19 protein-coding genes are annotated in these 25383 nt (G+C 73.6%); 11 read left to right on the forward strand and 8 right to left on the reverse strand.

Annotated elements, in window-relative coordinates; translation table 11 throughout:
• The first annotated feature begins 51 nt into the window (after positions 1 to 51).
• Both DMB38_RS27520 and DMB38_RS27525 read left to right on the forward strand, forming a co-directional pair.
• The gene (locus DMB38_RS27520) at positions 52 to 708 is read left to right on the forward strand and encodes a response regulator transcription factor (RefSeq protein ID WP_125937400.1); all 657 of its coding nucleotides are present in this window, start codon (positions 52 to 54) and stop codon (positions 706 to 708) included.
• Entirely contained in the window at positions 705 to 1976 is a 1272-nt protein-coding gene (locus DMB38_RS27525) for a HAMP domain-containing sensor histidine kinase (protein WP_125937401.1), read from the forward strand. The genes DMB38_RS27520 and DMB38_RS27525 overlap by 4 nt, the downstream gene beginning before the upstream one ends.
• Here DMB38_RS27525 and DMB38_RS27530 read toward each other — a convergent pair.
• From DMB38_RS27530 to DMB38_RS27555, 6 genes are all read right to left on the reverse strand, one after another.
• Positions 1973 to 3076 (reverse strand): LOG family protein, encoded by a 1104-nt coding sequence (locus DMB38_RS27530; RefSeq protein WP_125937402.1) that lies wholly within the window; start codon positions 3074 to 3076, stop codon positions 1973 to 1975. The two genes, DMB38_RS27525 and DMB38_RS27530, sit on opposite strands and share 4 nt — an antisense overlap.
• A gap of 10 nt (positions 3077 to 3086) precedes the next feature.
• The gene (locus tag DMB38_RS27535; protein ID WP_125937403.1) at positions 3087 to 4274 is read right to left on the reverse strand and encodes a serine hydrolase domain-containing protein; all 1188 of its coding nucleotides are present in this window, start codon (positions 4272 to 4274) and stop codon (positions 3087 to 3089) included.
• Between the two features lie 122 nt (positions 4275 to 4396).
• Positions 4397 to 5614, reverse strand: coding sequence for a hypothetical protein (locus DMB38_RS27540; RefSeq protein WP_125937404.1), 1218 nt, complete (start codon positions 5612 to 5614; stop codon positions 4397 to 4399).
• The gene (locus DMB38_RS27545) at positions 5596 to 6441 is read right to left on the reverse strand and encodes an ATP-binding cassette domain-containing protein (protein ID WP_125937405.1); all 846 of its coding nucleotides are present in this window, start codon (positions 6439 to 6441) and stop codon (positions 5596 to 5598) included. Before DMB38_RS27545 ends, DMB38_RS27540 begins: the two co-directional genes overlap by 19 nt.
• Before the next feature lie 180 nt (positions 6442 to 6621).
• Positions 6622 to 8025, reverse strand: coding sequence for an aspartate aminotransferase family protein (locus tag DMB38_RS27550; protein WP_125937406.1), 1404 nt, complete (start codon positions 8023 to 8025; stop codon positions 6622 to 6624).
• A 5-nt stretch (positions 8026 to 8030) separates the two neighbouring features.
• Positions 8031 to 8504 (reverse strand): Lrp/AsnC family transcriptional regulator, encoded by a 474-nt coding sequence (locus DMB38_RS27555; RefSeq protein ID WP_047018360.1) that lies wholly within the window; start codon positions 8502 to 8504, stop codon positions 8031 to 8033.
• A gap of 255 nt (positions 8505 to 8759) precedes the next feature.
• Between DMB38_RS27555 and DMB38_RS27560 the strand changes: the two genes are divergently transcribed.
• The 9 genes from DMB38_RS27560 (at position 8760) to DMB38_RS27600 (ending at position 20100) form a co-directional block, all read left to right on the forward strand.
• The gene (locus DMB38_RS27560; RefSeq protein ID WP_125937407.1) at positions 8760 to 10190 is read left to right on the forward strand and encodes a gamma-aminobutyraldehyde dehydrogenase; all 1431 of its coding nucleotides are present in this window, start codon (positions 8760 to 8762) and stop codon (positions 10188 to 10190) included.
• A 263-nt stretch (positions 10191 to 10453) separates the two neighbouring features.
• Positions 10454 to 11524 carry a hypothetical protein gene (locus tag DMB38_RS27565; RefSeq protein WP_240662499.1) on the forward strand — a complete coding sequence of 357 codons (1071 nt, stop codon included), beginning with the start codon at positions 10454 to 10456 and terminating at the stop codon, positions 11522 to 11524.
• 122 nt (positions 11525 to 11646) lie between these two features.
• Complete coding sequence (locus tag DMB38_RS27570; RefSeq protein ID WP_125937409.1) at positions 11647 to 13161, forward strand: gamma-aminobutyraldehyde dehydrogenase; 1515 nt, start codon at positions 11647 to 11649, stop codon at positions 13159 to 13161.
• A 116-nt stretch (positions 13162 to 13277) separates the two neighbouring features.
• Positions 13278 to 14528: a spermidine/putrescine ABC transporter substrate-binding protein gene (locus DMB38_RS27575; protein WP_125937410.1), complete on the forward strand. Its 1251-nt coding sequence runs from the start codon at positions 13278 to 13280 to the stop codon at positions 14526 to 14528.
• Positions 14525 to 15682, forward strand: a complete 1158-nt coding sequence (locus DMB38_RS27580) for an ABC transporter ATP-binding protein (RefSeq protein WP_125937411.1) — start codon at positions 14525 to 14527, stop codon at positions 15680 to 15682. Before DMB38_RS27575 ends, DMB38_RS27580 begins: the two co-directional genes overlap by 4 nt.
• Positions 15679 to 16599, forward strand: a complete 921-nt coding sequence (locus DMB38_RS27585; protein ID WP_047018366.1) for an ABC transporter permease — start codon at positions 15679 to 15681, stop codon at positions 16597 to 16599. Before DMB38_RS27580 ends, DMB38_RS27585 begins: the two co-directional genes overlap by 4 nt.
• Positions 16599 to 17390: an ABC transporter permease gene (locus tag DMB38_RS27590; protein WP_047018367.1), complete on the forward strand. Its 792-nt coding sequence runs from the start codon at positions 16599 to 16601 to the stop codon at positions 17388 to 17390. Before DMB38_RS27585 ends, DMB38_RS27590 begins: the two co-directional genes overlap by 1 nt.
• Positions 17387 to 18853, forward strand: coding sequence for an FAD-dependent oxidoreductase (locus DMB38_RS27595; protein ID WP_125937412.1), 1467 nt, complete (start codon positions 17387 to 17389; stop codon positions 18851 to 18853). Before DMB38_RS27590 ends, DMB38_RS27595 begins: the two co-directional genes overlap by 4 nt.
• Positions 18854 to 18873: 20 nt before the next feature.
• Positions 18874 to 20100 carry a saccharopine dehydrogenase C-terminal domain-containing protein gene (locus tag DMB38_RS27600; protein WP_125937413.1) on the forward strand — a complete coding sequence of 409 codons (1227 nt, stop codon included), beginning with the start codon at positions 18874 to 18876 and terminating at the stop codon, positions 20098 to 20100.
• A 94-nt stretch (positions 20101 to 20194) separates the two neighbouring features.
• Here the strand turns inward: DMB38_RS27600 and DMB38_RS27605 are convergent, their stop codons facing one another.
• Both DMB38_RS27605 and DMB38_RS27610 read right to left on the reverse strand, forming a co-directional pair.
• Positions 20195 to 20794, reverse strand: coding sequence for a pentapeptide repeat-containing protein (locus DMB38_RS27605; RefSeq protein WP_125937414.1), 600 nt, complete (start codon positions 20792 to 20794; stop codon positions 20195 to 20197).
• Between the two features lie 25 nt (positions 20795 to 20819).
• The gene (locus DMB38_RS27610; RefSeq protein ID WP_125937415.1) at positions 20820 to 25355 is read right to left on the reverse strand and encodes a polymorphic toxin type 28 domain-containing protein; all 4536 of its coding nucleotides are present in this window, start codon (positions 25353 to 25355) and stop codon (positions 20820 to 20822) included.
• Positions 25356 to 25383 lie beyond the last annotated feature (28 nt).

Here is a 25383-nt window from a genome sequence, read left to right on the forward strand (position 1 = left end):
ACGCGTCCTTCGGCACCATGAGCCTCCGAACCCAGCTACGGGAGGCCGCCGATGAGGGTGCTGGTCGCCGAAGACGAGCCGGTGCTCGCGGCCGCCGTCCGCGAGTGGCTGCGCGCCGAGGCGCACGCCGTCGACATCGCGTACGACGGCGCCGCCGCGCTGGAGCGCGCCGCCGTCCACGACTACGACGTCGTCGTCCTCGACCGCGACCTCCCCGCCGTCCACGGCGACGACGTCTGCCGCCGCCTCGTCGCCGCCGGCTCCGCCGCGCGCGTGCTGATGCTCACCGCCTCCGCCGACGTCGCCGACCGCGTCGCGGGACTCGGCCTCGGCGCCGACGACTACCTCACCAAGCCGTTCGCCTTCCCCGAACTCGCCGCCCGCGTCCACGCCCTCGGCCGCCGCGCCCGGCCCGCCGCGCCGCCCGTGCTGCGCCGCGCCGGGATCGCCCTGGACCAGGCCAGGCACGAGGTCGTACGCGACGGACGCTCTGTGCCCCTCTCCCGCAAGGAGTTCGCCGTCCTCGCCGAACTGCTCCGCGCGGAAGGCGCCCCGGTCTCCGCGGAACTCCTGCTGGAGAAGGCGTGGGACGAGCACGCCGACCCCTTCACCGGCGCCGTCCGCCTCGCGGTGCTCAAGCTGCGCCGCAAGCTCGGCGAGCCGCCCGTCGTCGAGACCGTCACCGGTGTCGGATACCGCATCCCATGAGCGGCCCGCGCACCGTGCTCCGGCCGCGGCGCTTCACCCTGCGCGCCCGGCTGACCCTCGTCTACGGGGCCATGTTCCTGGCCGCCGGAGCCGTACTCCTCGGCCTCACCTACATCCTGTTCAACGCCCGCCTCGGCGCCGGCGGCACCTTCAACAGCAGCGCCACCGAACCCTCCGCGGCGCCGGCCGGCACCCCCGCCCGCGCCCCCGGCCCCGGTCCGGAACCCGGGCCCGAACACCAGCGGTTCACCGAGAGCCGCGAGGACGTCCTGCGCGACGCCGCGGGCACCTCCCTCCTCACCCAGGGCGGCATCGCCCTCCTCGTCGTCGGCGCCGCCGCGGCCGGCGCAGGCTGGCTCGTCGCCGGCCGGGTCCTCGCCCCGCTGCACCGCGTCACCGACACCGCCCGGCGGATCGCCGACGCCCCCGCCGCCGGCCGCGGGCTGCACGAACGCATCGCGCTCGCCGGCCCCGACGACGAGGTCAAGGAACTCGCCGACACCTTCGACACCATGGTCGAACGGCTCGACCGCTCCTTCGACGGCCAGCGCCGCTTCGTCGCCAACGCCTCCCACGAACTGCGCACCCCGCTCACCCTCGGCCGCGCCCTGGTCGAGACCGCCATGCACCGGCCCGCCGCCTCCGCGGACATCCGGCGCCTCGGCGAGGACCTGCTGCAGATCAACTCCCGCCACGAGCGGCTCATCAGCGGGCTGCTGCTCCTGGCCTCCTCCGAGAACGAGATCACCGAACGGCACCCCGTCGACCTCGCCGACATCGTCACCCACGTCGCCGCCCAGGCCGTCTCCGAGGCGGCGAAGGCCGGGATCGAGGTGACCGTGAAGACCGCGGAGGCGTGGACCGCGGGCGACGCGCTGCTGCTGGAGCGGCTGGTGCACAACCTGGTCGAGAACGCCGTCCGCCACAACTCCGGCGCGGGCGGGCACGTCCGCGTCACCTGCGCCACCGGGGCCGGCGGCCGGGCCGAACTCCGGGTCGCCAACACCGGGCCCACCGTGCCCCCGTACGAGATCCCCGCCCTCTTCGAACCGTTCCGCCGCCTGGGCGCCGACCGGCTGGTCACCGGCGGCGGGGCCGGGCTGGGACTGTCGATCGTACGGGCCGTCGCGCGCGCCCACGGCGGGGACGCGTCCGCCCGCCCCCGCGACGGCGGCGGGCTCACGGTGACGGTCACGCTGCCGCCGGACCCGGACGCCGGACGGTACTCCGGGCAGGATGCCGGGCAGCGCGTGGAGCCCGCGTCCTAGTCCGCGGCGCCCAGCCTCAGCAGCGCCTCCGGCGCCTCCTCCACCCCGTCGACCAGCGCGATCCGCGGCGCCATCGAGCGGCCGTCCGCCAGCGCCGACAGCAACTGCCACGCCGGCAGCCGCGCCGACCAGTGGTCGCGGCCCACCAGCACCATCGGCCGCGGCTCGCCGCGCGACTCGTAGTAGTTGGGCGTCGCCGCGTCGAAGATCTCCTGCACCGTGCCCGCCGCGCCCGGCAGGAACACCACGCCCGCGGTGCTGCGGGCCAGCAGCCCGTCCTCGCGCAGCGCGTTCGCGAAGTACTTCGCGATGTGCCCCGCGAAGGCGTTCGGCGGTTCGTGGCCGTAGAACCAGGTGGGGATGCCGATCGAGTCGCCGCCGCCCGGCCACCGCTCCCGTACCGCGAACGCCGCCTCGGCCCACTGCGCCACCGAGGGCGTGAACGACGGCGCCTTGCCCAGCATCCGCACCGCCTCGTCCAGCATCGCGTCGTCGAACTCCGCCGCGTACGCGCCCAGGTTGGCCGCCTCCATCGCGCCGGGACCGCCGCCCGTGGCCACGTCGAACCCGGCGCGCACCAGCGCCCGGCCCAGCCGGGCCGCGCCCGCGTAGTCCTCGCCGCCGCGCTCCAGCGCGTGCCCGCCCATGACGCCGACGACGGGGCGGCAGGCGCGCAGCCGCTCGTCCAGCGCGTTGGACATCGACTCGTCGTGCATGCCGCGGATGACGGCGGCGAATATGTCGTGCTCGGCGCGGGTGCGCTGGAACCAGGCGTACGAGCGGGCGTCGGGCGTCTGCGCGTACCCCCGCGCCAGGCCCGCGAACAACTCGTCCGGGGTGTAGAGCGCACCCCGGTACGGGTCGAACGGCAGATCCGGCACGACGGGGAAGACCAGCGCGCCGTCGCGCTGCACGCGGTGCGCCGCCTCCTCGGCCATCGGGCAGCCGAGGAAGACCGCGCCGTGCACGTCCGCGGTGAGCAGCAGCCGCGTGCGGTCCGTCAGATCGACGGACTGCACGCGGAACCCGCTGATGGAACCGGAGGCGACGGCGGCGTCGAACTCGGCCAGGGACTCGATCTCGAAGGGGGAGTGCGGCATGCGCCCCACCCTAGGCGCGTTCGCGCACCCGTTCGGCGATTCCCGTCGTCAACTCCCGGTCCAGGTCCGGCAGATCCCACGCGCCCGCGCGGGTCGCGGCGTTGCTGATCCAGAAGACCAGCGTGCCGTCGTCCAGGAAACGGGCGACGCGCCCCGAGGACCACTCGTTGCCGCCGTCGTGGGTGGCGACGGGGGCGCCGCCGAGGTCGAGCAGGCTCCAGCCGTAGCCGTAGAAGGACCCGGCGCCGCCGCCTTCCGGGACGTACCGCGTGAACAGCAGCTTCCTCGCCTTCGCGGGAAGGACGCGGTCGCCGAGGAGAGCGCGGTGCCAGCGGAGCATGTCGCGGGCGGTGGAGAGCATGCCGCCGTTGCCGCGGAGGTTCCAGTACGGGCCGTCGCCGGCCCAGGGATGGTCCATCGGCCGGCCCTGCGGGCGGCCCCCGCGGTCGTACTCGACGGCGATGCGGTCCCGGTCCCAGTCGGGCAGCACGTACCCGGTGTCGGTCATGCCGGCGGGGCGGAAGAGGTGGCCGGCGAGGTACGGCTCGTAGCCGGTGCCGGACGCCTCCTCCACGACGGCGGCCAGGAGGCTGTAGCCGGTGTTGGAGTACGCGTAGCGCTCGCCGGGCGGCGAGTGGAGCGGGGCGGCGAGGGCGCCGGAGACCAGCCCGGCGCGGGAGAGCGGGTCGTAGTCGTCGCCGAGGGACTCGGGCAGCCCCGCGGTGTGGGTGAGGAGGTGGTGCAGGGTGATGCCGCGCTTGCCCGCGGGCACGCCGTCGAGGTGGCGGGAGAGGGGGTCGGTGACGCGCAGCTTCCCCTCGGTCTGGAGCTTGACGATCGCCGCGGCGGTGAACTGCTTGGTCATCGACGCGATGTCGTACACGGTGCCGCAGCCCGCCCGCGCACCGGTCCCGGGGTCGGCGGGCCCGCGCCCCGAGCAGGTCACCGCGGCGCCGCCGCGGGCGGCGACGACGGTGCCGGGCGCGTCTTCCGGCCACACCTCGTCGAGGTACTTCTCCACCGCCCGGGCGGCGGGATCGCCGGTGCGCGCTTCCGTCCGTTTCCCGGCGGCACCGTCGTCCCGCACGCCCCGGTCCCGGTCACGGTCCGCCCCGCACGCGCCCGCCGCCGGCAGCACCAGCAGCACGAGCAGGGCGGCGAGGAGGCGCCGGGCGCGGATGTCTCCGTACGTCGTCATGCGGGGAGGCTAGGCAGCGGACGCCCCCGGGGTCGTCACGCGCCCGGGCGAACCGCGGGCGCTCACACGGGGGACGCGGCGGTCCCCCGCACAGGGGAGGGGACGGCCGTCGCCGCCCTCCGCTAACGCAGCGGCAGTGAGGCCAGTTCGCCCAGGGCCAGGGAGAGGGGGGCGAAGACCGCCAGGAGGACCGTCGTGCGGAGCAGCGCCGCGCGGCGCAGCAGGCGGGGGGAGGCGCCGAGGCGGAGGAGGGCGGTGGTGGCGTGGGTACGGGCGCGTGTGGACTCCAGCGCCGCCATGCCCGCCGTCGCCACCGCGCAGCCCACCACCGTGGCCGCGCCGAGCACCGTCAACGGGCCCAGCGACCGGGCGTCGTCGCCGTCCGGCCAGACGAGCGTGCACAGCACCCCGCCCGCGGCCACCGCGCACAGGGCGCCCAGCGGGCGGCCCACCCGGCGGGCCTCCTGCTGGAGCACCCGCCCGGCGAGCAGCCGCAGGGCGCCCGGGCGCAGCGCGCACAGCAGCCGGCCGCAGAGGTGGACGATGCCGGGGCCCGCCAGGATCAGGCCCGCCGTGATCAGGGCCCAGCTCGCGACGACCGCGGGCGCCGCGTCGCCGGAGCCGCCGGGCAGCGGCAACTTCAGCGCCGCGTCGTCCCCGGCGCTCGCGAAGCTGCCCGCGTACGCGCCGAGGGCCAGGCCCGTCGTCGCCAGCGCGGTGCCCCACGGCAGGTCGGCGGGGACCGGCGGGTCGTCGCCGTCCGGCCCCGGCGCGGCCAGGGTCACCCCGGTCGCGTCCGCCGCCTCGCGCCGGGCCCGCAGCCGGGCCGCCGCCGCGGCGGAGCCCTGCGCCGCCGTACGCCGCGGGCGCAGGCTCGCCGCGCTCGCCGCCGCGGCCAGCGCCGGTACGCAGGTGAGCAGCGTGAGCGCGCCGACGACGGGCAGCGGGCCGCCGGCGCCGAGGAGCGCGGCGGCGGCGCCGTCGAACGGCAGCCCCGACAGGTCGCCGCGCAGGTGCAGGAAGAACAGCAGCGCCAGCGCGCTGCCCAGCAGGCACGACACCGCCGTCGTCACCGCGGCGACCGCCGGCGCCGTGGCCGGGCCGAAGCCCGCGGAGGAGAGCGCCTGCGACGGCCTGGCGTGCGGGTCGGTACGGGCCACGGCCACCGCGAACTGGACGGTGGCCGCCAGCGGCGCCACGCACCACAGCAGTTGCTCGGGCGAGGCGTGGCCCAGGGCGGTCAGCAGCAGGAAGCCGACGCCGGCCGAGGCGCACGCGACGAGCAGCCGGCGGAGCAGGACCAGCGGGTGGGAGCCGCGGGCTAGGCGGAGACTGAGCACGAGTCCTCCGCGTTCTCCGTCGTCCCCGCGGGCCCCGGCGCCCCGGCCGGCCGCGCCGCCCCCGCCTCCGTACCCGTTGCCGCCGCCCCGTCCCCGTACCCCGCGACCTCCGCCGCCGTCCGCGCCCCGCCCGCCCGGCGCCCGTCGACCAGCGCGAACGTCCGGTCCGCCGCCCCGGCGGTGGCCGCGTCGCCCTCCGGCCCGGCGAGCACGACGCTGATCCCGTGCGAGCGCGCCGCCGCGACGAGCGTACGCAGCGCCTGCACCCCCTCCGCCTGCCGCAGCGGAGCCGTCGGCTCGTCGGCGAAGACCACGTCGGGCCCGGCGACCAGCGCGCGGGCGATGGCCACGTGCTGCCGCTGCTGCTGCGGCAGCACCGCGGGCCGGCAGCGCGCGATGTCGCCCGCGTCGAGGCGCTCCAGCCACTCCATCGCCGCGCGCCGCGCCACGCGGTGCGCATCGCCGGCCAGCAGCAGCGGCAGCGCCACGTTCTCCCAGGCGGTCAGCTCGGGGACCAGCTCGGGACGGGTGCCGATCCAGCCGAAGCGGTCCCGGCGCAGCCGCTCGCGGGCGCCGACGGAGAGGGTGTGCACGGGGCCGCTGTTGAACCACACCTCGCCCTGCTGGGGCAGCAGTTGCCCGGACAGGCACTTCAGCAGGGTCGTCTTGCCGCTGCCGCGCGGCCCGAGGACGGCGAGGATCTCGCCCTGTGCGACGCCCAGCGAGACGCCGGCCAGCGCCGGGGTGCCGCCGTGGGCGTAGTGCAGGGAGCGGGCCCACAGCACGTCGTTGTCGGGTGGGGCGGTCCGAGTGGTCGCCGCGGTCATCGCACACCTCTTTCCCTGGGTCCCCTTGCGCCCCCACGGTGGTGGAACGAGGACGGCAGGGCTCCGGTCACTCGCACCCTAGGAAGGGGCGGCGGAACCGCAGGTGAGGCGGCGGGCGGCGCGCCGGGGGGTCCGCTCGTACGGAGGGACCGCCCCGCGCGCGCACTCCGGCGGGCAGGGTCAGAGCTGCGCCCAGGCGTCGGTGAGGACGCCCCGCAGGATCTGCTCCGCCTCGTCGAAGACCGCCTGGTCGGCGACGAGCGGCGGGGCGAGCTGCACCACCGGGTCGCCGCGGTCGTCGGCGCGGCAGTACAGGCCGTTCTCGAAGAGCGCCCGGGAGAGGAAGCCGTAGAGGACCCGCTCGGTCTCCTCGGCCGTGAAGGTCTCCTTGGTGGCCTTGTCCTTCACCAGCTCGATGCCGTAGAAGTAGCCGCTGCCGCGCACGTCGCCGACGATCGGCAGGTCGAGCAGCCGGCGCAGGGTGGCGTGGAACGCCTCCTCGTTGGCGCGTACGTGGCCGTAGAGGTCCTCGCGGCCGAGGATGTCGAGGTTGGCGAGGGCGACCGCGCAGGAGACGGGGTGGCCGCCGAAGGTGTAGCCGTGCGGGAAGGTGTTGCCGCCGGCGTAGAAGGGCTCGGCGACGCGGTCGGAGACCAGGCAGGCGGCGAGCGGCGAGTAGCCGGAGGTCAGGCCCTTGGCGCAGGTGATGAGGTCGGGCACGTAGCCGTACCGGTCGCAGCCGAACATGTGGCCCAGCCGGCCGAAGGCGCAGATGACCTCGTCGGAGACGAGCAGCACGTCGTACGTGTCGCAGATCTCCCGCACCCGTGCGAAGTACCCGGGCGGCGGCGGGAAGCAGCCGCCGGCGTTCTGCACCGGCTCCAGGAAGACCGCGGCGACCGTCTCCGGGCCCTCGAAGAGGATCTGCTGCTCGATCTGGTCGGCGGCCCAGCGGCCGAACGCCGCCGGCTCCTCGGGGGCACCACCGTGCCCGGCCGCCCGGTAGATGTTGGTGTTCGCGACCTTGCGGGCGCCGGGGACCAGCGGCTCGAAGGGGGCCTTGAGCCCCGGCAGGCCGGTGATGGAGAGGGCGCCCTGCGGGGTGCCGTGGTAGGCGACGGCGCGGGAGATCACCTTGTACTTGCCGGGCCGGCCGGTGAGCTTGAAGTACTGCTTGGCCAGCTTCCAGGCGGTCTCGACCGCCTCGCCGCCGCCGGTGGAGAAGAACACCTTGTTCAGGTCGCCGGGGGCGCCGGCCGCCAGCCGCTCGGCGAGTTCGACGGCCTTGGGGTGGGCGTAGGACCAGATCGGGAAGTACGCCAGCTCCGCGGCCTGCTTGGCGGCGGCCTCGGCCAGCTCGGTGCGGCCGTGTCCGGCCTGCACCACGAAGAGGCCGGCGAGGCCGTCGAGGTAGCGCTTGCCCGTCTCGTCGTAGATGTACGCGCCGTCGCCGCGGACGATGGTGGGCACGGGGGCGTTCTCGTACGACGACATCCTGGTGAAGTGCATCCACAGGTGGTCGTACGCGGCCTTCGAGGTGGCCGAGGGGGTGGCGCCGGATGCGGCGGTGCTGTCCTTGCTCACGGTTATCAGGTTCCCCACGAGTAGGTCTGCTTGCGCAGCTTCAGGTACACGAAGCTCTCCGTGGCGCGGACGCCGGGCAGCGCCCGGATCCGCTTGTTGATGAGCTCCAGCAGGTGGGCGTCGTCGTGGCAGACGACTTCGGCGAGCAGGTCGAAGGAGCCGGCGGTCACCACCACGTAGTCGACCTCGTCGAGCCCGGCCAGCGCGTCCGCGACCGGCTCGACGTCGCCGTCGACGGTGATGCCGATCATCGCCTGTCTCATGAAGCCGACCGTCAGCGGGTCGGTGACGGCGACGATCTGCATGACGCCCTGCTCCAGCAGCTTCTGCACCCGCTGGCGCACGGCCGCCTCGGAGAGGCCGACGGCCTTGCCTATCGCGGCGTACGAGCGGCGGCCGTCCTGCTGCAACTGCTCGACGATCTTCAGCGAGACGTCGTCCAGCGCCGAGCCCGCCTGCTTCTTGTCATGTGTGGCCACGCTGTCACTCTGCCCGAGCGCCGGAGCCCGCCGCAAGGGATCGGGAACTGAATCCGTGGATGAATGGCGTACAGGCGATGGATTCGCTTGTTCCAAGATGCTTGAGCTGTCAATCTCGTACGAGGACGGGGAAGTGGCCGCACGGGCGAGGCCGCGGGCGGCGACGGAAGTCTTCCTGTTCAGGCGCCTCGTGACGGGCAAATCTCCCGCCGTTAGGGTGGGGCGCATCAGCGGACCGACTACTGGAGGGTCGCAGTGACCAGCGAACCGCGCCGTCTGCGCAACTACATCAACGGAGAATTCCGGGACGCCGCCGATGGCCGGACCATGGACGTCGTCGACCCGGCCACCGAGGAGGTCTACGCGACCGCGCCCCTGTCCGGCGCCGCCGACGTCGACGCCGCCGTGCAGGCCGCGGCGGCGGCCTTCCCCGGCTGGCGGGACGCCACCCCCGGGGCGAGGCAGCTGGCGCTGCTGAAGATCGCCGACGCCCTGGAGGCCAGGGCGGACGAACTGCTGGAGACCGAGTGCAAGGACACCGGCAAACCCCTGGAGCTCACCCGCGAGGAAGAGCTGCCGATGATGCTGGACCAGATCCGGTTCTTCGCCGGCGCGGCCCGCATGCTGGAGGGCAAGTCCGCCGGCGAGTACATGGACGGCCTCACCTCGTACGTACGGCGTGAGCCGATCGGCGTCTGCGCCCAGGTCACGCCCTGGAACTACCCCGTGATGATGGCGATCTGGAAGTTCGCCCCCGCGCTGGCCGCGGGCAACACGGTGGTCCTCAAGCCCTCCGACACCACCCCGGCCGCCACCGTGCTGCTCGCCGAGATCATGGGCGGGATCCTCCCCAAGGGCGTCTTCAACGTCGTCTGCGGCGACCGCGACACCGGCCGGCTGATGGTCGAGCACCCCGTCCCCGCGATGGCCTCCATCACCGGCTCGGTCCGGGCCGGCAAGGAGGTCGCGGGCAGCGCGGCCAAGGACCTCAAGCGGGTGCACCTGGAGCTGGGCGGCAAGGCGCCGGTCATCGTCTTCGACGACGCCGACCTCCCCAAGGCCGTCGAGGACATCGCCGTGGCGGGCTACTTCAACGCCGGGCAGGACTGCACCGCGGCCACCCGCGTGCTCGTCCACGAGTCCGTCCACGACGAGTTCGTCTCCGCCCTCGCCAAGGCGGCGGCCGAGACGAAGACCGGCCCCGGCGAGGCGGACGCGCTCTACGGCCCGCTGAACAACGCCGCGCAACTGGAGCGCGTCGCCGGCTTCGTCGACCGGCTCCCGGCGCACGCGCGCGTCGAGGCGGGCGGCCGGCGGATCGGCGACAAGGGCTACTACTACGCCGCGACCGTCGTCTCCGGGCTCCGGCAGGACGACGAGATCATCCAGAACGAGGTCTTCGGCCCCGTCATCACCGTGCAGTCCTTCACCGACGAGGACCAGGCCCTCGCCTACGCCAACGGCGTGCAGTACGCGCTGGCCTCCTCGGTGTGGACCAGGGACCACGGCCGGGCGATGCGGCTGTCGAAGGCGCTGGACTTCGGCTGCGTGTGGATCAACACCCACATTCCGCTGGTCGCCGAGATGCCGCACGGCGGCTTCAAGAAGTCCGGCTACGGCAAGGACCTCTCGTCGTACGGCTTCGACGACTACACCCGCGTCAAGCACGTGATGACCGCGCTCTGAGCGCGGTTCCCGCACACCTACCTAGGTAGGCCGCGGGCCCGGCCCGCGCGGATACGTATACCGATCCGCGCGGGCTACCGATGTCCGCGGCCCGTCCGCGGGGCAGGCTGAACCCGCGGAGCCGACGAGGACTCCGCCGCTGCGGCGACGCAGCGGAAACGCAGCAGACCAGCCTGGACGACGATGGGCACGGCCACATGACGCTGATCGGGCGCCGGGCGGACACCGCACGCCTTCGGGAACTCTTACGTGACACGCGGCTGGTGACGGTGACCGGCCCCGGCGGGGTCGGCAAGAGCGCGCTCGCGGCCGAGGCGATCGGCCGTCTCGGCCGCGGGCGTTCCGCCCCCGAGGTGCTGCGCGTCGACATGGCGCCGGTGCGTGAGCCGGCCGCGGTGCACCGGCGGCTGGCGGAGGCGGCGCGGCGGCTGCCGGACAGCGGACGGCGGGCGGCGGTCCTGCTCGTGGAGACCTGCGAGCACGTCGCCGGGGCGGTCGCCGACGGACTGGACGCGCTGCTGCGGCAGCGGACGGGGCTGCGGGTGGTGGTGACGAGCCGGGTGCCGCTCGGCGGCGGCCCCGGTACGGCGCCCCCGGCCGGCGCGGGAGCCCGAGTCGTGGTCTCCGCTGCCGCGGGGGCGGGAGCAAGGCCCGGCGCAGGCGGCGGAGCGCGGCGGCGTTGCCGGCCGCGCGGGGCGACCCTGCGGCTCGAACCGCTGGCGCCCGCCGACTCCGTGACGCTGCTGGAGAGCCTGGCGCCGCACGCCATGCTCGACGACGACGCCGACCGCGAGGCCCTGCACGCCACCTGCGCCCTGCTGGAGGGCCTGCCGCTGGCGGCCAGGATCGCCGCCTCCCAGCTCGCCCGGCACTGCCCCGACCGGCTGCTGGAGCGCATCTCCCGCCCCGCGGGCTGCCTCGACCTGGCCGTCGAGGAGCCGCGCTGGCCGGCCAGGCAGCGCTCGCTGCGGGCCTCGCTGCGCTGGACCCACCGTCTGCTCACCCCCGCAGAGCAGTTGCTGTGGGCGCGCTGCAGCGTCTTTCCAGGAACGTTTCGTCTTCCGGACGCCACCGAGGTCTGCGCCGACGAGCGGCTGCCCCCCGGCGCGCTGCCCGCCGTCTTCCACGCGCTCCAGCGCCAGGGCGTCCTCGTCCTGCGGGAACGGGCGGGCGGCGGCCGGGCGGCCGCCGGGGCGGAGGAGCCGGCGGTGCGGATGGCGCGGCCGGTGCGCGCGTACGGGATGGAGCAGCTCGTACGGCTCGGCGAGGAGGCGGACTTCCAGCGCCGCTGTCTGGACTGGACGATGGTGGCCCAGGACACCTCGGAAGACTGATTCCGTCGCGTCTTCAAATGAAGACGACGGAATCCCTTGCCGGATATGGCACCTCCTGTCATGATCAGCCATCACCCCCTGCCGGAACGACATCCTGCCGAAACGACATCCGGAGTGGTTCGATGGCCCCTCGCCTCGAAGCGGCGGCACGCTTCGCCCCCGGCGCGCAGTTCGTCGCCGGCCGCCTGGTCCCCGGCACGTCCGGACGCACGCAGACCGTCACGGACCCGGCCACCGGCGCGGAGGTCCTGCGGTACGAACTCGCCGGACCCGCGGACGTCGACGCCGCCGTGGCCGCCGCCGCGGCGGCGCAGCCCGGCTGGGGCGCCGCGACCCCGGGCGAGCGCTCCGACGCGCTGCACCGGCTCGCGGGGCTGCTGGCGGAGCGGGCGGAGGAGTTCGCGTACGCCGAGTCGCTGCAGTGCGGCAAGCCGATCCGGCTCAGCACCGAGTTCGACGTCCCCGGCACCGTCGACAACGCCGCGTTCTTCGCCGGCGCCGCCCGGCTGCCGGAGGGCAGGGCCGCCGGGGAGTACAGCGCCGACCACACCTCGGCGGTCCGCCGCGAGCCCGTCGGCGTCGTCGGCTCCATCGCGCCGTGGAACTACCCGCTGCAGATGGCCGCCTGGAAGGTGCTGCCGGCCGTCGCCGCCGGGAACGCGATCGTGCTGAAGCCCAGCGAGCTGACGCCGCTCACCTCGCTGATGTTCGCCGAGGCCGCCGCCGACGCCGGGATACCCGCCGGCGTCGTCAACGTCGTCTGCGGCGCCGGTCCCGACGCCGGCGAACACCTCGTCGGGCACCCCGACGTGGCGATGACCTCGTTCACCGGCTCCACCGCCGTCGGCCGCCGCGTCGCCGCCCTCGCCACCGCCGCGGGGGCCGGAGTGAAGCGGCTCCATCTGGAGCTGGGCGGGAAGGCACCGTTCCTCGTCTTCGACGACGCCGACCTCGAGGCCGCCGTGCACGGCGCGGTCGCCGGGGCGCTCATCAACACCGGCCAGGACTGCACCGCCGCCACCCGCGCGTACGTCCAGCGCCCGCTGTACGACGCCTTCGTCGACGGCGTCGCCGCGCTCATGGCCCGGGTCCGGCTCGGCGACCCCTTCGACCCCGCGACCGACCTCGGCCCCCTCGTCTCGTACGCCCAGCGCGACCGCGTCGCCGCCTTCGTCGACCGGGCCCGCGCCGCCGGCGCCCGCGTCGTCACCGGCGGCCGGGCGCCGGACCTCACGGGCGCGTACTACGAACCCACCCTCGTCACCGGCGCCGCGCAGGAGAGCGAGATCGTGCAGAGCGAGGTCTTCGGGCCCGTGCTGGCGGTGCTGCCCTTCGACGGCGACGACGAGGGCATCGCGCTCGCCAACGACACCCCCTACGGCCTCGCCGCCTCCGCCTGGAGCCGCGACGTCTACCGCACCGCGCGCGCCGCCCGGGAGATCCGGGCCGGCTGCGTGTGGCTCAACGACCACATCCCGATCATCAGCGAGATGCCGCACGGAGGTTACCGGGCCTCCGGCTTCGGCAAGGACATGTCCGTGTACTCCTTCGAGGAGTACACCCAGATCAAGCACGTGATGCAGGACATCACCGGGACCGCGCGCAAGGAGTGGCACCGCACCGTGTTCACCCCCTGAGCCGCCCGGCGCCCGCGTACGCCCGCCGCGCACCGCTCGCCCGGCCCCGGCACCGCGCACCCCCGTACCACGCGCCCCGCAGCCCACTGGCCCGTCCCCGAGGAAGGCCGACCCCCATGGACCCGTTCGCCTCACTCCCCGAACCCATAGCGAGGGCCTGGGAGCGCAGCCTGACCAGCGGCCGGGCCGCCATGTCCAGGCGCCGGCTGCTCGCCGCGGGCGGCGCGCTGGCCGGGGCCGCGGCGCTCCCGGCGCTCGGCGCGTGCGGCATCCCGGCCGCCGACGGCGGCGGCCGGGACGGCGAAGCCGCCGCCGCCAAGGACTACTCGAAGCAGGAGAAGGAGCTGGCCTTCTCCAACTGGCCGCTGTACATCGACGTCGACGACGAGAACGAGAACGTCCGCCCCACCCTGGAGCGCTTCCAGGAGCGCAGCGGCATCCGCGTGACGTACACCGAGGACGTCAACGACAACGTCGAGTTCTTCGGCCGCATCAAGCCGCAGCTCGCCGCCGGCCAGGACACCGGCCGCGACCTGGTGTGCCTGTCGGACTTCATGGCCGGCCGGCTCATCCGGCACGGCTGGGCCCAGCGCCTGGACCCGCGCAACCTGCCGCACGCCAACGTCAACCTCGAACCGCGCTTCCGCAACGCCGCGCACGACCCGGGGCGGCAGTTCACCATGCCGTGGGCGGGGCTGGCCACGGTCGTCGCGTACAACAAGAAGGCCACCGGGGGCCGCGCGGTCTCCTCCGTCGCGCAGTTGCTGGAGGACGAGAGCCTCAAGGGCAAGGTGTCGCTGCTCACGGAGATGCAGGACACCATCGGCATGACGCTCATCGACATGGGCAAGTCGCCGACGAAGTTCACCGACGACGACTTCGACGCCGCCCTCGCCCGGGTCCAGAAGGCCGTGGACGGCGACCAGCTCCGCCGCTTCACCGGCAACGACTACACCGAGGAGCTGGTCAAGGGCGACATCGCCGCCTGCCTGGCGTGGGCGGGCGACATCGTGCAGCTCCAGTTCGACACCGACGACATCGAGTTCGTGATCCCGGAGAAGGGCTACCTCTACGCCACCGACGACCTGCTCGTCCCGGCGAGGGCCCGGCACAAGACCAACGCCGAGAAGCTGATCGACTACTACTACCGGCCCGACGTCGCCGCCGAGCTGGCGGCCTGGGTCAACTACATCTGCCCCGTCGTCGGCGCCCGCGCCGAGATGAAGAAGATCGACGCCTCGCTCGCCGACTACCCGCTGATCTTCCCCGACCGGCAGATGATCGACAAAGGCCAGGTCTTCATGTCGATGAACGACGACAAGGAGACCGCGTACCAGGACAAGTGGTCCAAGGTGATCGGGGCGTGAGCGCGGTGACGGAGCAGCGGGCGGGCGTCACGCTCACCGGGATCAGCAAGAAGTTCGGCGACGTCACCGCGGTGCACCCGCTGGACCTCACCGTCCCCCGGGGCTCGTTCTTCGCCCTCCTCGGCGCCTCGGGCTGCGGCAAGACCACCACGCTGCGGATGATCGCCGGCCTGGAGCGGCCCACCACCGGCACCGTACGCCTCGGCGACGAGGACGTGACCGCCCTGCCGCCCCACCGGCGCAAGGTCAACACCGTCTTCCAGAGCTACGCCCTCTTCCCCCACCTCGACGTCCGCGACAACGTCGCCTTCGGGCTGCGCCGCCGCGGCATCCGGTCGGTGGCCAAGGACGTGCAGCAGACGCTGGAGCTGGTCGAGCTGGGCCACCTCGCCCGCCGCAAGCCGCACCAGCTCTCCGGCGGCCAGCAGCAGCGCGTGGCGCTGGCCCGCGCGGTCGTCAACCGGCCCGAGGTGCTGCTGCTCGACGAGCCGCTGGGCGCGCTCGACCTGAAGCTGCGCCGGCAGATGCAGTTGGAGCTCAAGCGCATCCAGACGGAGGTCGGCATCACGTTCGTGCACGTCACGCACGACCAGGAGGAGGCCATGACCATGGCCGACACCATCGCCGTGATGAACGCGGGCCGGGTCGAGCAGCTCGGCGCGCCCGTCGAGCTGTACGAGGACCCCGCCAGCTCCTTCGTCGCCAACTTCCTCGGCCAGTCCAACCTGATCGCCGCCGAGATAGCCGGCACCGCCGGCGCGGACCTGCTGCTCTCCGCCGCCGGCGACGTCAAGCTGGCGCTGCCCGCGGCCCGGTGCCGCGCCCGGTCCACCGCCGTGGGCACGCGGGTGCTCGCCGGGATGCGGCCGGAGAAGATCTCCCTCACCCACCGCGACGCCGCCGCGGACACCGTCCCCGACGGCCGCAACCGGATACCCGGCACGGTCGTCGACGCCTCCTTCACCGGCGCCGCCACCCAGTACGTCGTCGACAGCCCCGTCTGCCCCGAGCTGTCGGTCTTCGTGCAGAACGTCGAGCGCGACCCCGGGCTCGTACCGGGCGCGGAGGTCGTCCTGCACTGGAACCCGGCGCACACGTTCGGGCTCGACGGGGACCAGGATATCGACGCGGGTACGGGTGAGGAGGCCCTGTGACCGCGCTCGCCGCCCCGCCGGAGGCGAAGCCCGACGCGCCCGGGCCCCCGCCACCGCGCCGCCGGCTCACGCCGTACTGGCTGCTGCTGCCCGCCGCGCTCTGGCTGCTGGTCTTCTTCGCCGCACCGCTGGTCTACCAGGCGTCGACCTCCGTGCAGTCCGGCTCCTTCGAGGAGGGCTTCGAGGTCACCTGGCGGTGGGCCAACTACACCGACGCGCTCGACCAGTACGCCGAGCACTTCGCCCGCTCCTTCGGCTACGCCGCCGTGGCCACCGTCCTCTGCCTCGCCATCGGCTACCCGCTCGCGTACATGATCGCCTTCCGCGCCGGGCGCTGGCGGGGCGTGCTCCTCGTCCTCGTCATCGCCCCCTTCTTCACCAGCTTCCTCATCCGGACGCTGGCCTGGAAGACGATCCTCTCCGACAACGGCCCGCTGGTGGGCGCCCTGGACACCCTGCACGTCCTCGACGTCACCGCGACCCTCGGCCTGACCACCGACGACCGGCTGCTCGCCACCCCGCTGGCGGTCGTGTGCGGACTGACGTACAACTTCCTGCCGTTCATGATCCTGCCGCTGTACACCTCGCTGGAGCGCATCGACCCGGGCCTGCACGAGGCCGCGCAGGACCTCTACGCCCGGCCGCTGACCGTCTTCCGCCGGGTGACCTTCCCGCTGTCGATGCCCGGCGTCGTCGCCGGCACGCTGCTGACGTTCATCCCCGCCTCCGGCGACTACATCAACGCCCAGCTCCTCGGCTCGCCGAAGGAGCAGATGGTCGGCAACGCCATCCAGAAGCAGTTCCTCAACGTGCTCGACTACCCGACCGCCGCGGCGATGTCGTTCCTGCTGATGGCCGCCATCCTGATCATGGTGACCGTCTACATCCGCCGGGCCGGCACCGAGGAGCTGGTCTGATGCGCTGGATCCGCCGCCACCTCGTCGTCATCGCCGGCACCCTCGCGCTGGTCTACCTGCTGCTGCCCAACGTCGTCGTGCTGGTCTTCTCCTTCAACGACCCCGCGGGCCGCTACAACTACACCTGGCAGTCCTTCTCCACCGACGCCTGGACCGACCCCTGCGGCGTCGCCGGCATGTGCGACTCCGTCGGCCTCAGCCTGCGGATCGCGCTCGCCGCGACCGTCGCCGCCACCGTCATCGGCACCCTGGCGGCCTTCGCGCTCGCCCGGCACCGCTTCCGCGGCCGGGCCGCGGGCAACTCGCTGATCTTCCTGCCGATGGCGATGCCCGAGGTCGTCATGGCCGCCTCGCTGGGCACCCTGTTCCTCAACATGCGGGTCGAGTTCGGTGTGACGACGATCCTCATCGCGCACATCATGTTCTGCCTCAGCTTCGTCGTCGTCGCGGTCAAGGCGCGGGTGGCGAGCATGGACCCGAAGCTGGAGGAGGCCGCCCGGGACCTGTACGCGGGGCCGCTGCAGACCTTCCTGCGGGTCACGCTGCCGCTGGCGGCGCCGGGGATCGCGGCCGGGGCGATGCTGAGCTTCGCGATCTCGCTGGACGACTTCATCATCACGCAGTTCAACGCGGGACCCTCCACGGTCACGTTCCCGATGTACGTCTGGGGCGCGTCGCAGCGCGGCATCCCGGTGCAGGTGAACGTCATCGGCACGGCGATGTTCGTGGCCGCGCTGGCGCTGGTGGTGGCCGGACAGGTCGTCGGGGCGCGGCGGAGGTCGCGGGCATGACGGACCCCGCACGCTCCCTGGCGTCCGCCGCCCCGCGGCCGTACTGGCTCGACGACCCGGAACGGCCCGCGGCGCTGCCCGCGCTCACCGGCGCCGAGGAGGCCGACCTGCTCGTCGTCGGCGGCGGCTACAGCGGCCTGTGGACGGCGCTGCTGGCCAAGGAGCGCGGCCCCGGCCGCGACGTCGTCCTCATCGAGGCCGCCGAGTGCGGCTGGGCCGCCTCCGGGCGCAACGGCGGCTTCTGCGCCGCGTCGCTCACCCACGGCCTCGGCAACGGCCTGGAGCGCTGGCCCGAGGAGATCGGCACGCTGGAGAGGCTGGGCGCGGAGAACCTGGACGCGATCGGCGCGGCCGTCGACCGGTACGGCATCGACTGCGACTTCCGGCGCACCGGCGAGATCACGGTCGCCACCGAGCCGTACCAGCTCGACGAGCTGAGCGAGTTCGCCGAGGAGGCGACGCGCCACGGGCTCGGCGAGGGGCTGCTGCTCATGGACCGGGACGCGGTCCGCGCCGAGGTCGACTCGCCGACGTTCCTCGGCGGGCTCTGGGACCGCGACGGCGTCGCCATGGTCCACCCCGCGCGGCTGGCCTGGGGCCTCAAACGGGCCTGCCTGGAGGCGGGCGTACGGATCTACGAACACACCCCGGGGCTCGCCCTCGCCCCCGCCGGCGGAGGAGGCGGCGGGGGCGGGGCGTTCCGCTCCGCGGGGGCCCCGGGCGTGCGGGGGCGCGGCGGCGCGATGGAGGTGCGCACCCCGTACGGGCGGGTGCGCGCGCCGCATGTCGCGCTCGGCACCAACGCCTTCCCGAACCTGGTCCGCCGGGTCCGCCCCTACCTCACCCCCGTCTACGACTACGCGCTCATGACCGAGCCGCTCTCCGCCGCGCAGCGCGACGCCGTGCGCTGGCACCGCCGCCAGGGGCTCGCCGACAGCGCCAACCAGTTCCACTACTTCCGCATCACTGCCGACCACCGCATCCTGTGGGGCGGCTACGACGCCGTGCACCACTTCGGCGGCGCGGTGCGCGCCGAGTACGACCAGCGCCCCGAGACCCATCTGAAGCTCGCCCGCCACTTCCACCGCTGCTTCCCGCAGCTCGCGGACGTCCGCTTCACCCACCGCTGGGGCGGTGCCATCGACACCTGCTCCCGCTTCGCCGCCTTCTTCGGCACCGCCCACGCCGGCCGCGTCGCGTACGCCGCCGGCTACACCGGACTCGGCGTCGGCGCCAGCCGCTTCGGCGCCGAGGTGATGCTCGACCTCCTCGCGGGGGAGCGCACGGAGCGCACGGAACTGCGGATGGTGCGCAGCAAGCCGCTGCCGTTCCCGCCGGAGCCGCTGGCGTGGGCGGGCATCGGGCTGACGCGGTGGTCGCTGGCGCGGGCCGACGCGGGCGGCGGGCGGCGGAACCTGTGGCTCAGGGCGCTGGACCGCATGGGCATGGGCTTCGACAGTTGACGGACGCGGGGAGTGGGCAGATGCGCATCTTGCTGGTGGGCGCGGGCGGCGTCGGCACGGCGATCACCCGGATCGCGGCGCGCCGCGACTTCTTCGAGGCGATGGTCGTCGCGGACTACGACCTCGGCCGGGCGGAGGCCGCGGTCGCCCACGTACGGGCCGCCCACCCGGGGCCCTCCGGCGCCCGGTTCACCGCGGCGCGGGTGGACGCCGGGGACCGTACGGCGGTGACCGCCCTGCTGCGTACCCACCGCTGCGACGCGCTCCTCAACGCCACCGATCCGCGCTTCGTCATGCCGCTCTTCGAGGCCGCGTACGACACCGCCGCCACCTATGTCGACATGGCGATGTCCCTGTCCCGCCCGCACCCCGTGCGCCCGTACGAGGAGTGCGGCGTGAAGCTCGGCGACGAGCAGTTCGCCGCCGCCGACCGCTGGGCCACCTCGGGACGGCTCGCCCTCGTCGGCATGGGCGTCGAACCCGGCCTCTCCGACGTCTTCGCCCGCTACGCCGCCGACGAACTCTTCGACACCGTCGAGGAGATAGGCGTACGCGACGGCGCGAACCTCACCGTGGACGGCTACGACTTCGCGCCGTCGTTCTCCATCTGGACGACGATCGAGGAGTGCCTCAACCCGCCCGTCATCTGGGACGCCGGCCGCGGCTGGCACACCACCGAGCCCTTCAGCGAACCGGAGGTCTTCGACTTCCCGGCGGGCATCGGTCCGGTGGAGTGCGTCAACGTCGAGCACGAGGAGGTGCTGCTCGTGCCGCGCTGGATAGACGCGCAGCGGGTCACCTTCAAGTACGGGCTGGGGGAGGAGTTCATCGACGTTCTCAAGACCCTGCACAAGCTGGGCCTGGACCGCACCGCCCCGGTCGCGGTCGGCGACGCGAAGGTCTCGCCGCGCGACGTGGTCGCCGCGTGCCTCCCGGACCCGGCGACCCTGGGCTCCCGGATGCGCGGCAAGACCTGCGCGGGGACGTGGGTCCGCGGCACGAAGGACGGCGGGCCGCGGGAGGTGTACCTCTACCACGTGGCGGACAACGAGGAGACGATGGCCCTCGACGGCGTCCAGGCGGTCGTCTGGCAGACGGGCATCAACCCGGTGATAGCCCTGGAACTCCTCGCCACCGGGGAGTGGACCGCGGCGGGCGTCCTGGGCCCGGAAGCCCTCCCGCCGAAGCCGTTCCTGGACCTCCTCACGTCCTACGGCTCCCCCTGGGCCCTCCGCGAAGGCGGCTGACCCGGGGGGAGCCCGGACCCGTCCGGGCTCCCCGCGCGCCCCGTACGCCACCGGCTCTGCCGCCGTGCGCCCAGCGGCCCGCCGCGGCCGGCTCCTACGGTGCCAGCCGCCCGCCGCGTACTCCCGTCATCCGGGCTCCGTCGAAGCTCGCGCCCTCCGTCCTCGCGCTCATCAGCACCGCGTCCTCCAGGTCCGCGCTCTCGAAGTCCGCGTCCCGCAGGTTCGCCGCGGCGAAGTTCGCCCGCCGCAGCGACGCGCCCCGCAGGACCGCCCCGTCGAGCGCCGCCCGCATCAGCCCGACGCCGTCCATGCGCGCCTCCGAGAGGTCGCAGCCGGAGAACGTCGCGGCACCCGCCTGCGCCCCGGTGAGCACCGCGCCGCGCAGCGACGCCCCGGTGAAGTCGGCGCCGGCGAGATGCGCCTCCGACAGGTCGGCCCCGTCGAGCCGGGCCGCACGCAGCACGGCGTGGCTGAGGTTGGCGTCCCGCAGGTCGGCCCCGTGCAGGTCGGCGTCGGCCAGCGGGATGCCCCGCAGGTCCCTGCGGTCGCCCAGCCCGGAGAACTCGGCGGAGACGTCCCGCCAGTCCGTTCCGTCCCGCAGGGCGCGCAGGACGCGTTCTGCGGCGGCCGTGCCGGCCGGTGTGCTCCAGCGGCGCCGGTCCTCGGCGATCCGCTGGTCGTGTGCGTCGTCCATGATCCTCCGGTCTTTCGTGCGCCCTTCAACGGTGGCCGATGGACCCGAGGAAGCCGTTCAGCCGGTCGAGATGGTAGACCGTTTCGTCGTGCTTCTTGATGAGCACGTCGAGGCCGCGTTCCGTCAGTCCCTCCGGCAGCACGTCCATCTCCTTCACCAGCACCTTGCGCACGTTCTCCAGACCGTTCCTGGCGTTCGTCAGGTCGGCGATGTGGTCGAAGGGCACGCCGTTCTGCTTGACCGCCACCACCTCGCCCGCGGCCTCGCGGCGGGCAGCGGAGTAGTGGTTGTGGTTCGGCATGCTGTTGATCCTGCCGATGGGGTCCTTCTTGATGTTCTCCAGCTTCTGGATCGCGTTCTGGGCCGAGTCGCTCAGGCCCAGCTTGCGACTGCTGTACGGGGAGAGCCCCAGCGGGTCCGACCACGTCAGCGGGTTGTGCACGTACGCCACGGGATTGGGCGCGGGCGCCAGCCCGAGCGGGTCCGGCGTGGCGTAGCGGGCGAGTTCGGGGTCGTAGTAGCGGTGCAGGTTGTAGTGCAGCCCGGTCTCCCGGTCCGCGTACTGCCCGGGCAGCCGCAGCGGCGTGTACGCCGTGCTCCTGGCGGACCAGGCGGTGGCCCCCCAGATGGTGCTGCGGGCGTGCCACGCCACGTGCCCGTCCGCGTCGACCAACTCCCGCGGCGTGCCCACGAGGTCGGTGACGATGGCGAAGAACCGGGAGTCGATCTCCCGCTGGTCGGTGTCGTCCGTGATGCGCTCCGCCTGGGAGACCGGGCTGAACCCCTCGTGCTCCCACGTCAGGGTCACCGGGTGCGGCAGCTCCGCGGAGCGCGTGGTCTCCTCGACGAGCACGGCCCCGTCCCAGGTGAACTCGATCCGCTCGGCCACCTCGCCCTCGGCCGTCAGCCGCTCCTTCGCGGTCCGGCGGCCGAGCGGGTCGTAGCGGTAGCGCCACACGGTGCCGTCCGGGGTCGTGGCCCGCGTCAGGCGGTCTTCGGCGTCCCAGGAGAAGCGCCAGGTGTCCGGCTTGTGGGAGAGCCGCTTGCGGGTCCGGGCCACCAGCCGGCCGGCGGCGTCGTGCTGGTAGCGCAGGGCGCCGGCGCCCAGGACGCGGGTGCCCTCGTAGCGGCGCTCGCCCGTGGCCGCCGCGCCGGCGTGGTGGTCGGGCCAGGCGGCCCGCGTCACGTTGCCGACGGCGTCGTAGCCGTACGCCTCCCGCCAGTCGCCTGCGGCGACGCCGGTGACGCGGCCGGCGGCGTCGACGTCGAAGCGGCTCGTCCCGGCCAGCCGGTCGTGCACGGCGGTGAGGTGGCCGTCGCCGCGGTAGGTGTACGTGCGCCGCTGGACGGTGTGCTCCCCGGCGGCCACGGTCTGCGCACGGAGTCGGCCCACCGGGTCCCATTGCCGCTCCATGGCGAGCGAGCCGTCGAGCAGGCGGCTGAGTTCGCGACCGCCCGCGTCCCGCTCGAAGCGCAGCGTGTGTCCCGACGCGGTGACCGCCTCGCGGGCGCCCGCGGCGTCGTAGTCGTACGCCGTCCGCGCACCGGAGGGGGTGACGCGGCCGATCCGGCGGCCGAGGGCGTCGTAGCGGAACGACAGGCTGCGGCCGTCGACGTCCTCCCGCGTGACCAGGCCCAGCTCGTTGCGTTCGCAGGTGACGACGGAGCCCGGGCCGGCGGCGGTGAGCAGCCGTCCGGCGGCGTCGTACGTGTACCGGGTCACCGCGCCGCCCGCGTTCTTGCGCGCGATGTTGCCGAGCGGGTCGTACTCGTAAGTGATGCGCTCGCCGAGCGGGGTGACGGACACCGCGATCCGGCCGGCCGCGTCCCGGACGTACTCGCTCGTCCTGCCGTCGAAGTCGGTCTCCCACACGAGACGGCCGGCGGGGTCGTACGCGTACCGCCAGCGGCGGCCGAGGGGGTCCCGCACTTCGGTGAGCCGCAGGCTCGCGTCGTGGGTGAACTCATAGCGCGCGCCGTCGGCCGCGGTGTAGGCGCTGAGCTGGTCGAAGTGCGTGTACTCGTACGTGGTCGAGGTGCCCGCGGCGTCGGTGTGGGCGAGGCAGTTGCCTTCGGCGTCGTACGCCCAGGACTCGGTCGTGCCGTCGGGCAGCGTGTACGAGGTGAGCAGGCCCTCCGTGTTCCAGGTCGCCCGGGTGGTGTGGCCGAGGGGGTCGGTCACCGTGCGCACGCGGCCGAAGGCGTCGTACTCGTAGCGGGTGGTGCCGCCCAGCGGGTCGACCGTTCTGACGGGCAGGCCCGCCGCGTTGTTCTCGATGCCGACCGTGTGGTCCAGGGCGTCGGTGACGGCCCGGAGGCGGCCCCGGTCGTCGTAGTGGTAGCGGGTGGTCGCGCCGGACGGGTCGGTGACGGAGAGGCGGTTGCCGGCGGCGTCGAAGGACTGGACCCAGGTGGCTCCGTCCGGCGCCGTCACCCGGTTCGGCAGTCCGGGAGCGGCGTACTCGAGCGTCGTGGTGGTGCCGTCGGGCCGGACGAGCGTGCGCAGGCTGCCGTCGCCGTCGTAGGCGTAGGCGAACCGCTGGCCGAGGGGATCCGTCTCGGCGATGAGGTTGTGGTGTTCGTCGTAGGCGGTGCGGGTGGTGTGGCCCAGGGCGTCGATCTCGGCGGTGATCTGGCAGTTGTCGCCGACGACGAAGCGGGTGACGGCGCCCTCGGCGGTGGTGAGGGTGGTGATCGCGGCCCCGGGCCAGGCGGGGTCGGTGCCGTCGTAGTCGAGGGTGAGGGCGAGGTGGCCGGCTTCGCCGCCTTCGGCGGTGCAGCGGTCGCGGTCGTCGTAGGTGTAGTCGTAGCGGTGGCCGTTGCGGTCGGTCCAGGAGGTCGCCCGCAGGCGGTCGTCGTAGGTGAAGACCAAGGGCAGCCCGGAGGAGTTGATGTCCTCGGTGAGGTTGCCGCCGGGGTCGTAGCCGAAGCGTTTGACGACGATGTCGGTGCCGTCGTCGGCGGCGCCGACGAGGGAGAGGGCGGTGATGCGGCCGAGGTCGGCGTCGGTGGTGAGAGCCAGGTGGTAGCCGCCGGAGTGGCAGATGCCGGTGGGGGCGCCGTCGTCGTCGTAAGTGAAGGTCAGAGTGTGGCCGTTGCGGTCCGCTATCTGTTCCAGCAGCGCGAGGCCGTCGGCGTCCGGGCGGGCGAAGGTACGGGTGTGGCCTGTGAGGGGGTCGGTGACGGTGTAGCCGCCGTTCTCCAGGCGGGCCAGCGGCCAGCGCGGACCCTGCTCGGGCAGCACGTCCGAACCGGCGGGGTGGGGATAGGCGAGGAGCCGGCCGTCCTCGGTGACGAAGACGACGCCGCGGTCGTCGGTCTCCAGGCGCTGGTCGGCGGTGGAGGCCCAGGTGGGGCCGAACCACCAGCCGGCCCGGTAGGTCGAGCCCAGCCGGCGGGAGAAGACCAGGGGCAGGTTCCCGGGCAGTTCGATGTCCTCCTGCGGCAGGTACATCGCCCCGGTGGCCAGGTCCACGGGGTCGGTGAACTTCGAGACGATGTTCTTCAGCCGGGTCGTGGCGCCCTGTGCGGCGTCGTCGATCATCGTGCGGCCCCGCTTGGCCAGGCCGAGTACGGCGTTCTTCATGCCGCGCAGCCCGGCCAGCCCGCCCTTGAGGCTCTTCAGGCCCTTGCCGAGCTTGGCCAGTGAGGTGAGGCCCTTCATGCCGGGTATGCAGTCCAGGGCGGCCATGGCGACGTCGAAGAGGGAGCCCTCGCCGTTCGCGTACTTGATCAGGCTGTCGGCGAGGACGACGAGGGCGGCGGCGAGGACGACCCAGGCCAGCGGTCCGCCGATGATGAGGACGACGATGCCGAGGACGGCGACGATGACCTTGCAGACGGTGACGATGGTGTCCCAGTTGTCCTTGACCCAGTCGACCGCCTTCTCCCACCACTTGCGGTTCTGGATCCCGGCGTCGGAGGCTTCTTCGAGCTTGTCCTTGGCCTCGGAGGCGGCGTCCTCGCGCATCTTCTTGGCGTCGGCGGCCATCTTCTTGGCGGCTTCGAGGCCGCCTTGCGCGTTGTCGACGGCCGTCTGTGCGGAGGCGCGGGCGGACTTGGCGTCGGTGGCGTTGCGGGTCGCGGCGCGTACCTCGGACTCGTCGGGCTTCTCCTTGCCCTCCTTCTCGTCGTACTCCTCGGTCTTCTTCGTCGCCCGATCCACCCACGAGTTCGCCGAGTCCAGCCGCCCGTTCGCGGCGGTCAGATCACTCTGCGCCTCACGGCCCTTCGCCAGCGCCTTGTCCGCGAGGGACTGCGCGCGCTCCAGCTTCGGCCAGTACGCCGCCAGGGCATCGCCCGCCAGGTCGTAGGAGCGCTGGAGCTTCTTGAGATTCTTCGGGACTTCCTCGAACTCGTCCTGGAACGCCTTCGCCGTCTTCCCCGCCCAGCGAAGGAGGGCGTCCTCACCGGCCATGCCCTTGATCTGCCGCAACGCATCCGCCACGTCATCGGCGAAATCATGCAGCTCACGCGCCAATTGCTTGACCCGCTCCGGATCACCCGGCGTCGGGTCGTCATCCAGGTCGAGTACGTGCCAGTCCGTCGGACGATTCCCCATGCGCCACCCCCGTCACCACCACATCTCG

Origin of the sequence: Streptomyces sp. WAC 06738, assembly GCF_003945505.1 — a bacterium.
Lineage (GTDB): Bacteria > Actinomycetota > Actinomycetes > Streptomycetales > Streptomycetaceae > Streptomyces.

Coding starts and splice junctions, on each gene's coding strand:
- DMB38_RS27520 (WP_125937400.1), top strand. CDS start 52: ATGAGGGTGCTGGTCGCCGAAGACGAGCCGGTGCTCGCGGCCGCCGTC.
- DMB38_RS27525 (WP_125937401.1), top strand. CDS start 705: ATGAGCGGCCCGCGCACCGTGCTCCGGCCGCGGCGCTTCACCCTGCGC.
- DMB38_RS27530 (WP_125937402.1), bottom strand. CDS start 3,076: ATGCCGCACTCCCCCTTCGAGATCGAGTCCCTGGCCGAGTTCGACGCC.
- DMB38_RS27535 (WP_125937403.1), bottom strand. CDS start 4,274: ATGACGACGTACGGAGACATCCGCGCCCGGCGCCTCCTCGCCGCCCTG.
- DMB38_RS27545 (WP_125937405.1), bottom strand. CDS start 6,441: ATGACCGCGGCGACCACTCGGACCGCCCCACCCGACAACGACGTGCTG.
- DMB38_RS27570 (WP_125937409.1), top strand. CDS start 11,647: ATGGCCCCTCGCCTCGAAGCGGCGGCACGCTTCGCCCCCGGCGCGCAG.
- DMB38_RS27575 (WP_125937410.1), top strand. CDS start 13,278: ATGGACCCGTTCGCCTCACTCCCCGAACCCATAGCGAGGGCCTGGGAG.
- DMB38_RS27590 (WP_047018367.1), top strand. CDS start 16,599: ATGCGCTGGATCCGCCGCCACCTCGTCGTCATCGCCGGCACCCTCGCG.
- DMB38_RS27595 (WP_125937412.1), top strand. CDS start 17,387: ATGACGGACCCCGCACGCTCCCTGGCGTCCGCCGCCCCGCGGCCGTAC.
- DMB38_RS27600 (WP_125937413.1), top strand. CDS start 18,874: ATGCGCATCTTGCTGGTGGGCGCGGGCGGCGTCGGCACGGCGATCACC.
- DMB38_RS27605 (WP_125937414.1), bottom strand. CDS start 20,794: ATGGACGACGCACACGACCAGCGGATCGCCGAGGACCGGCGCCGCTGG.
- DMB38_RS27610 (WP_125937415.1), bottom strand. CDS start 25,355: ATGGGGAATCGTCCGACGGACTGGCACGTACTCGACCTGGATGACGAC.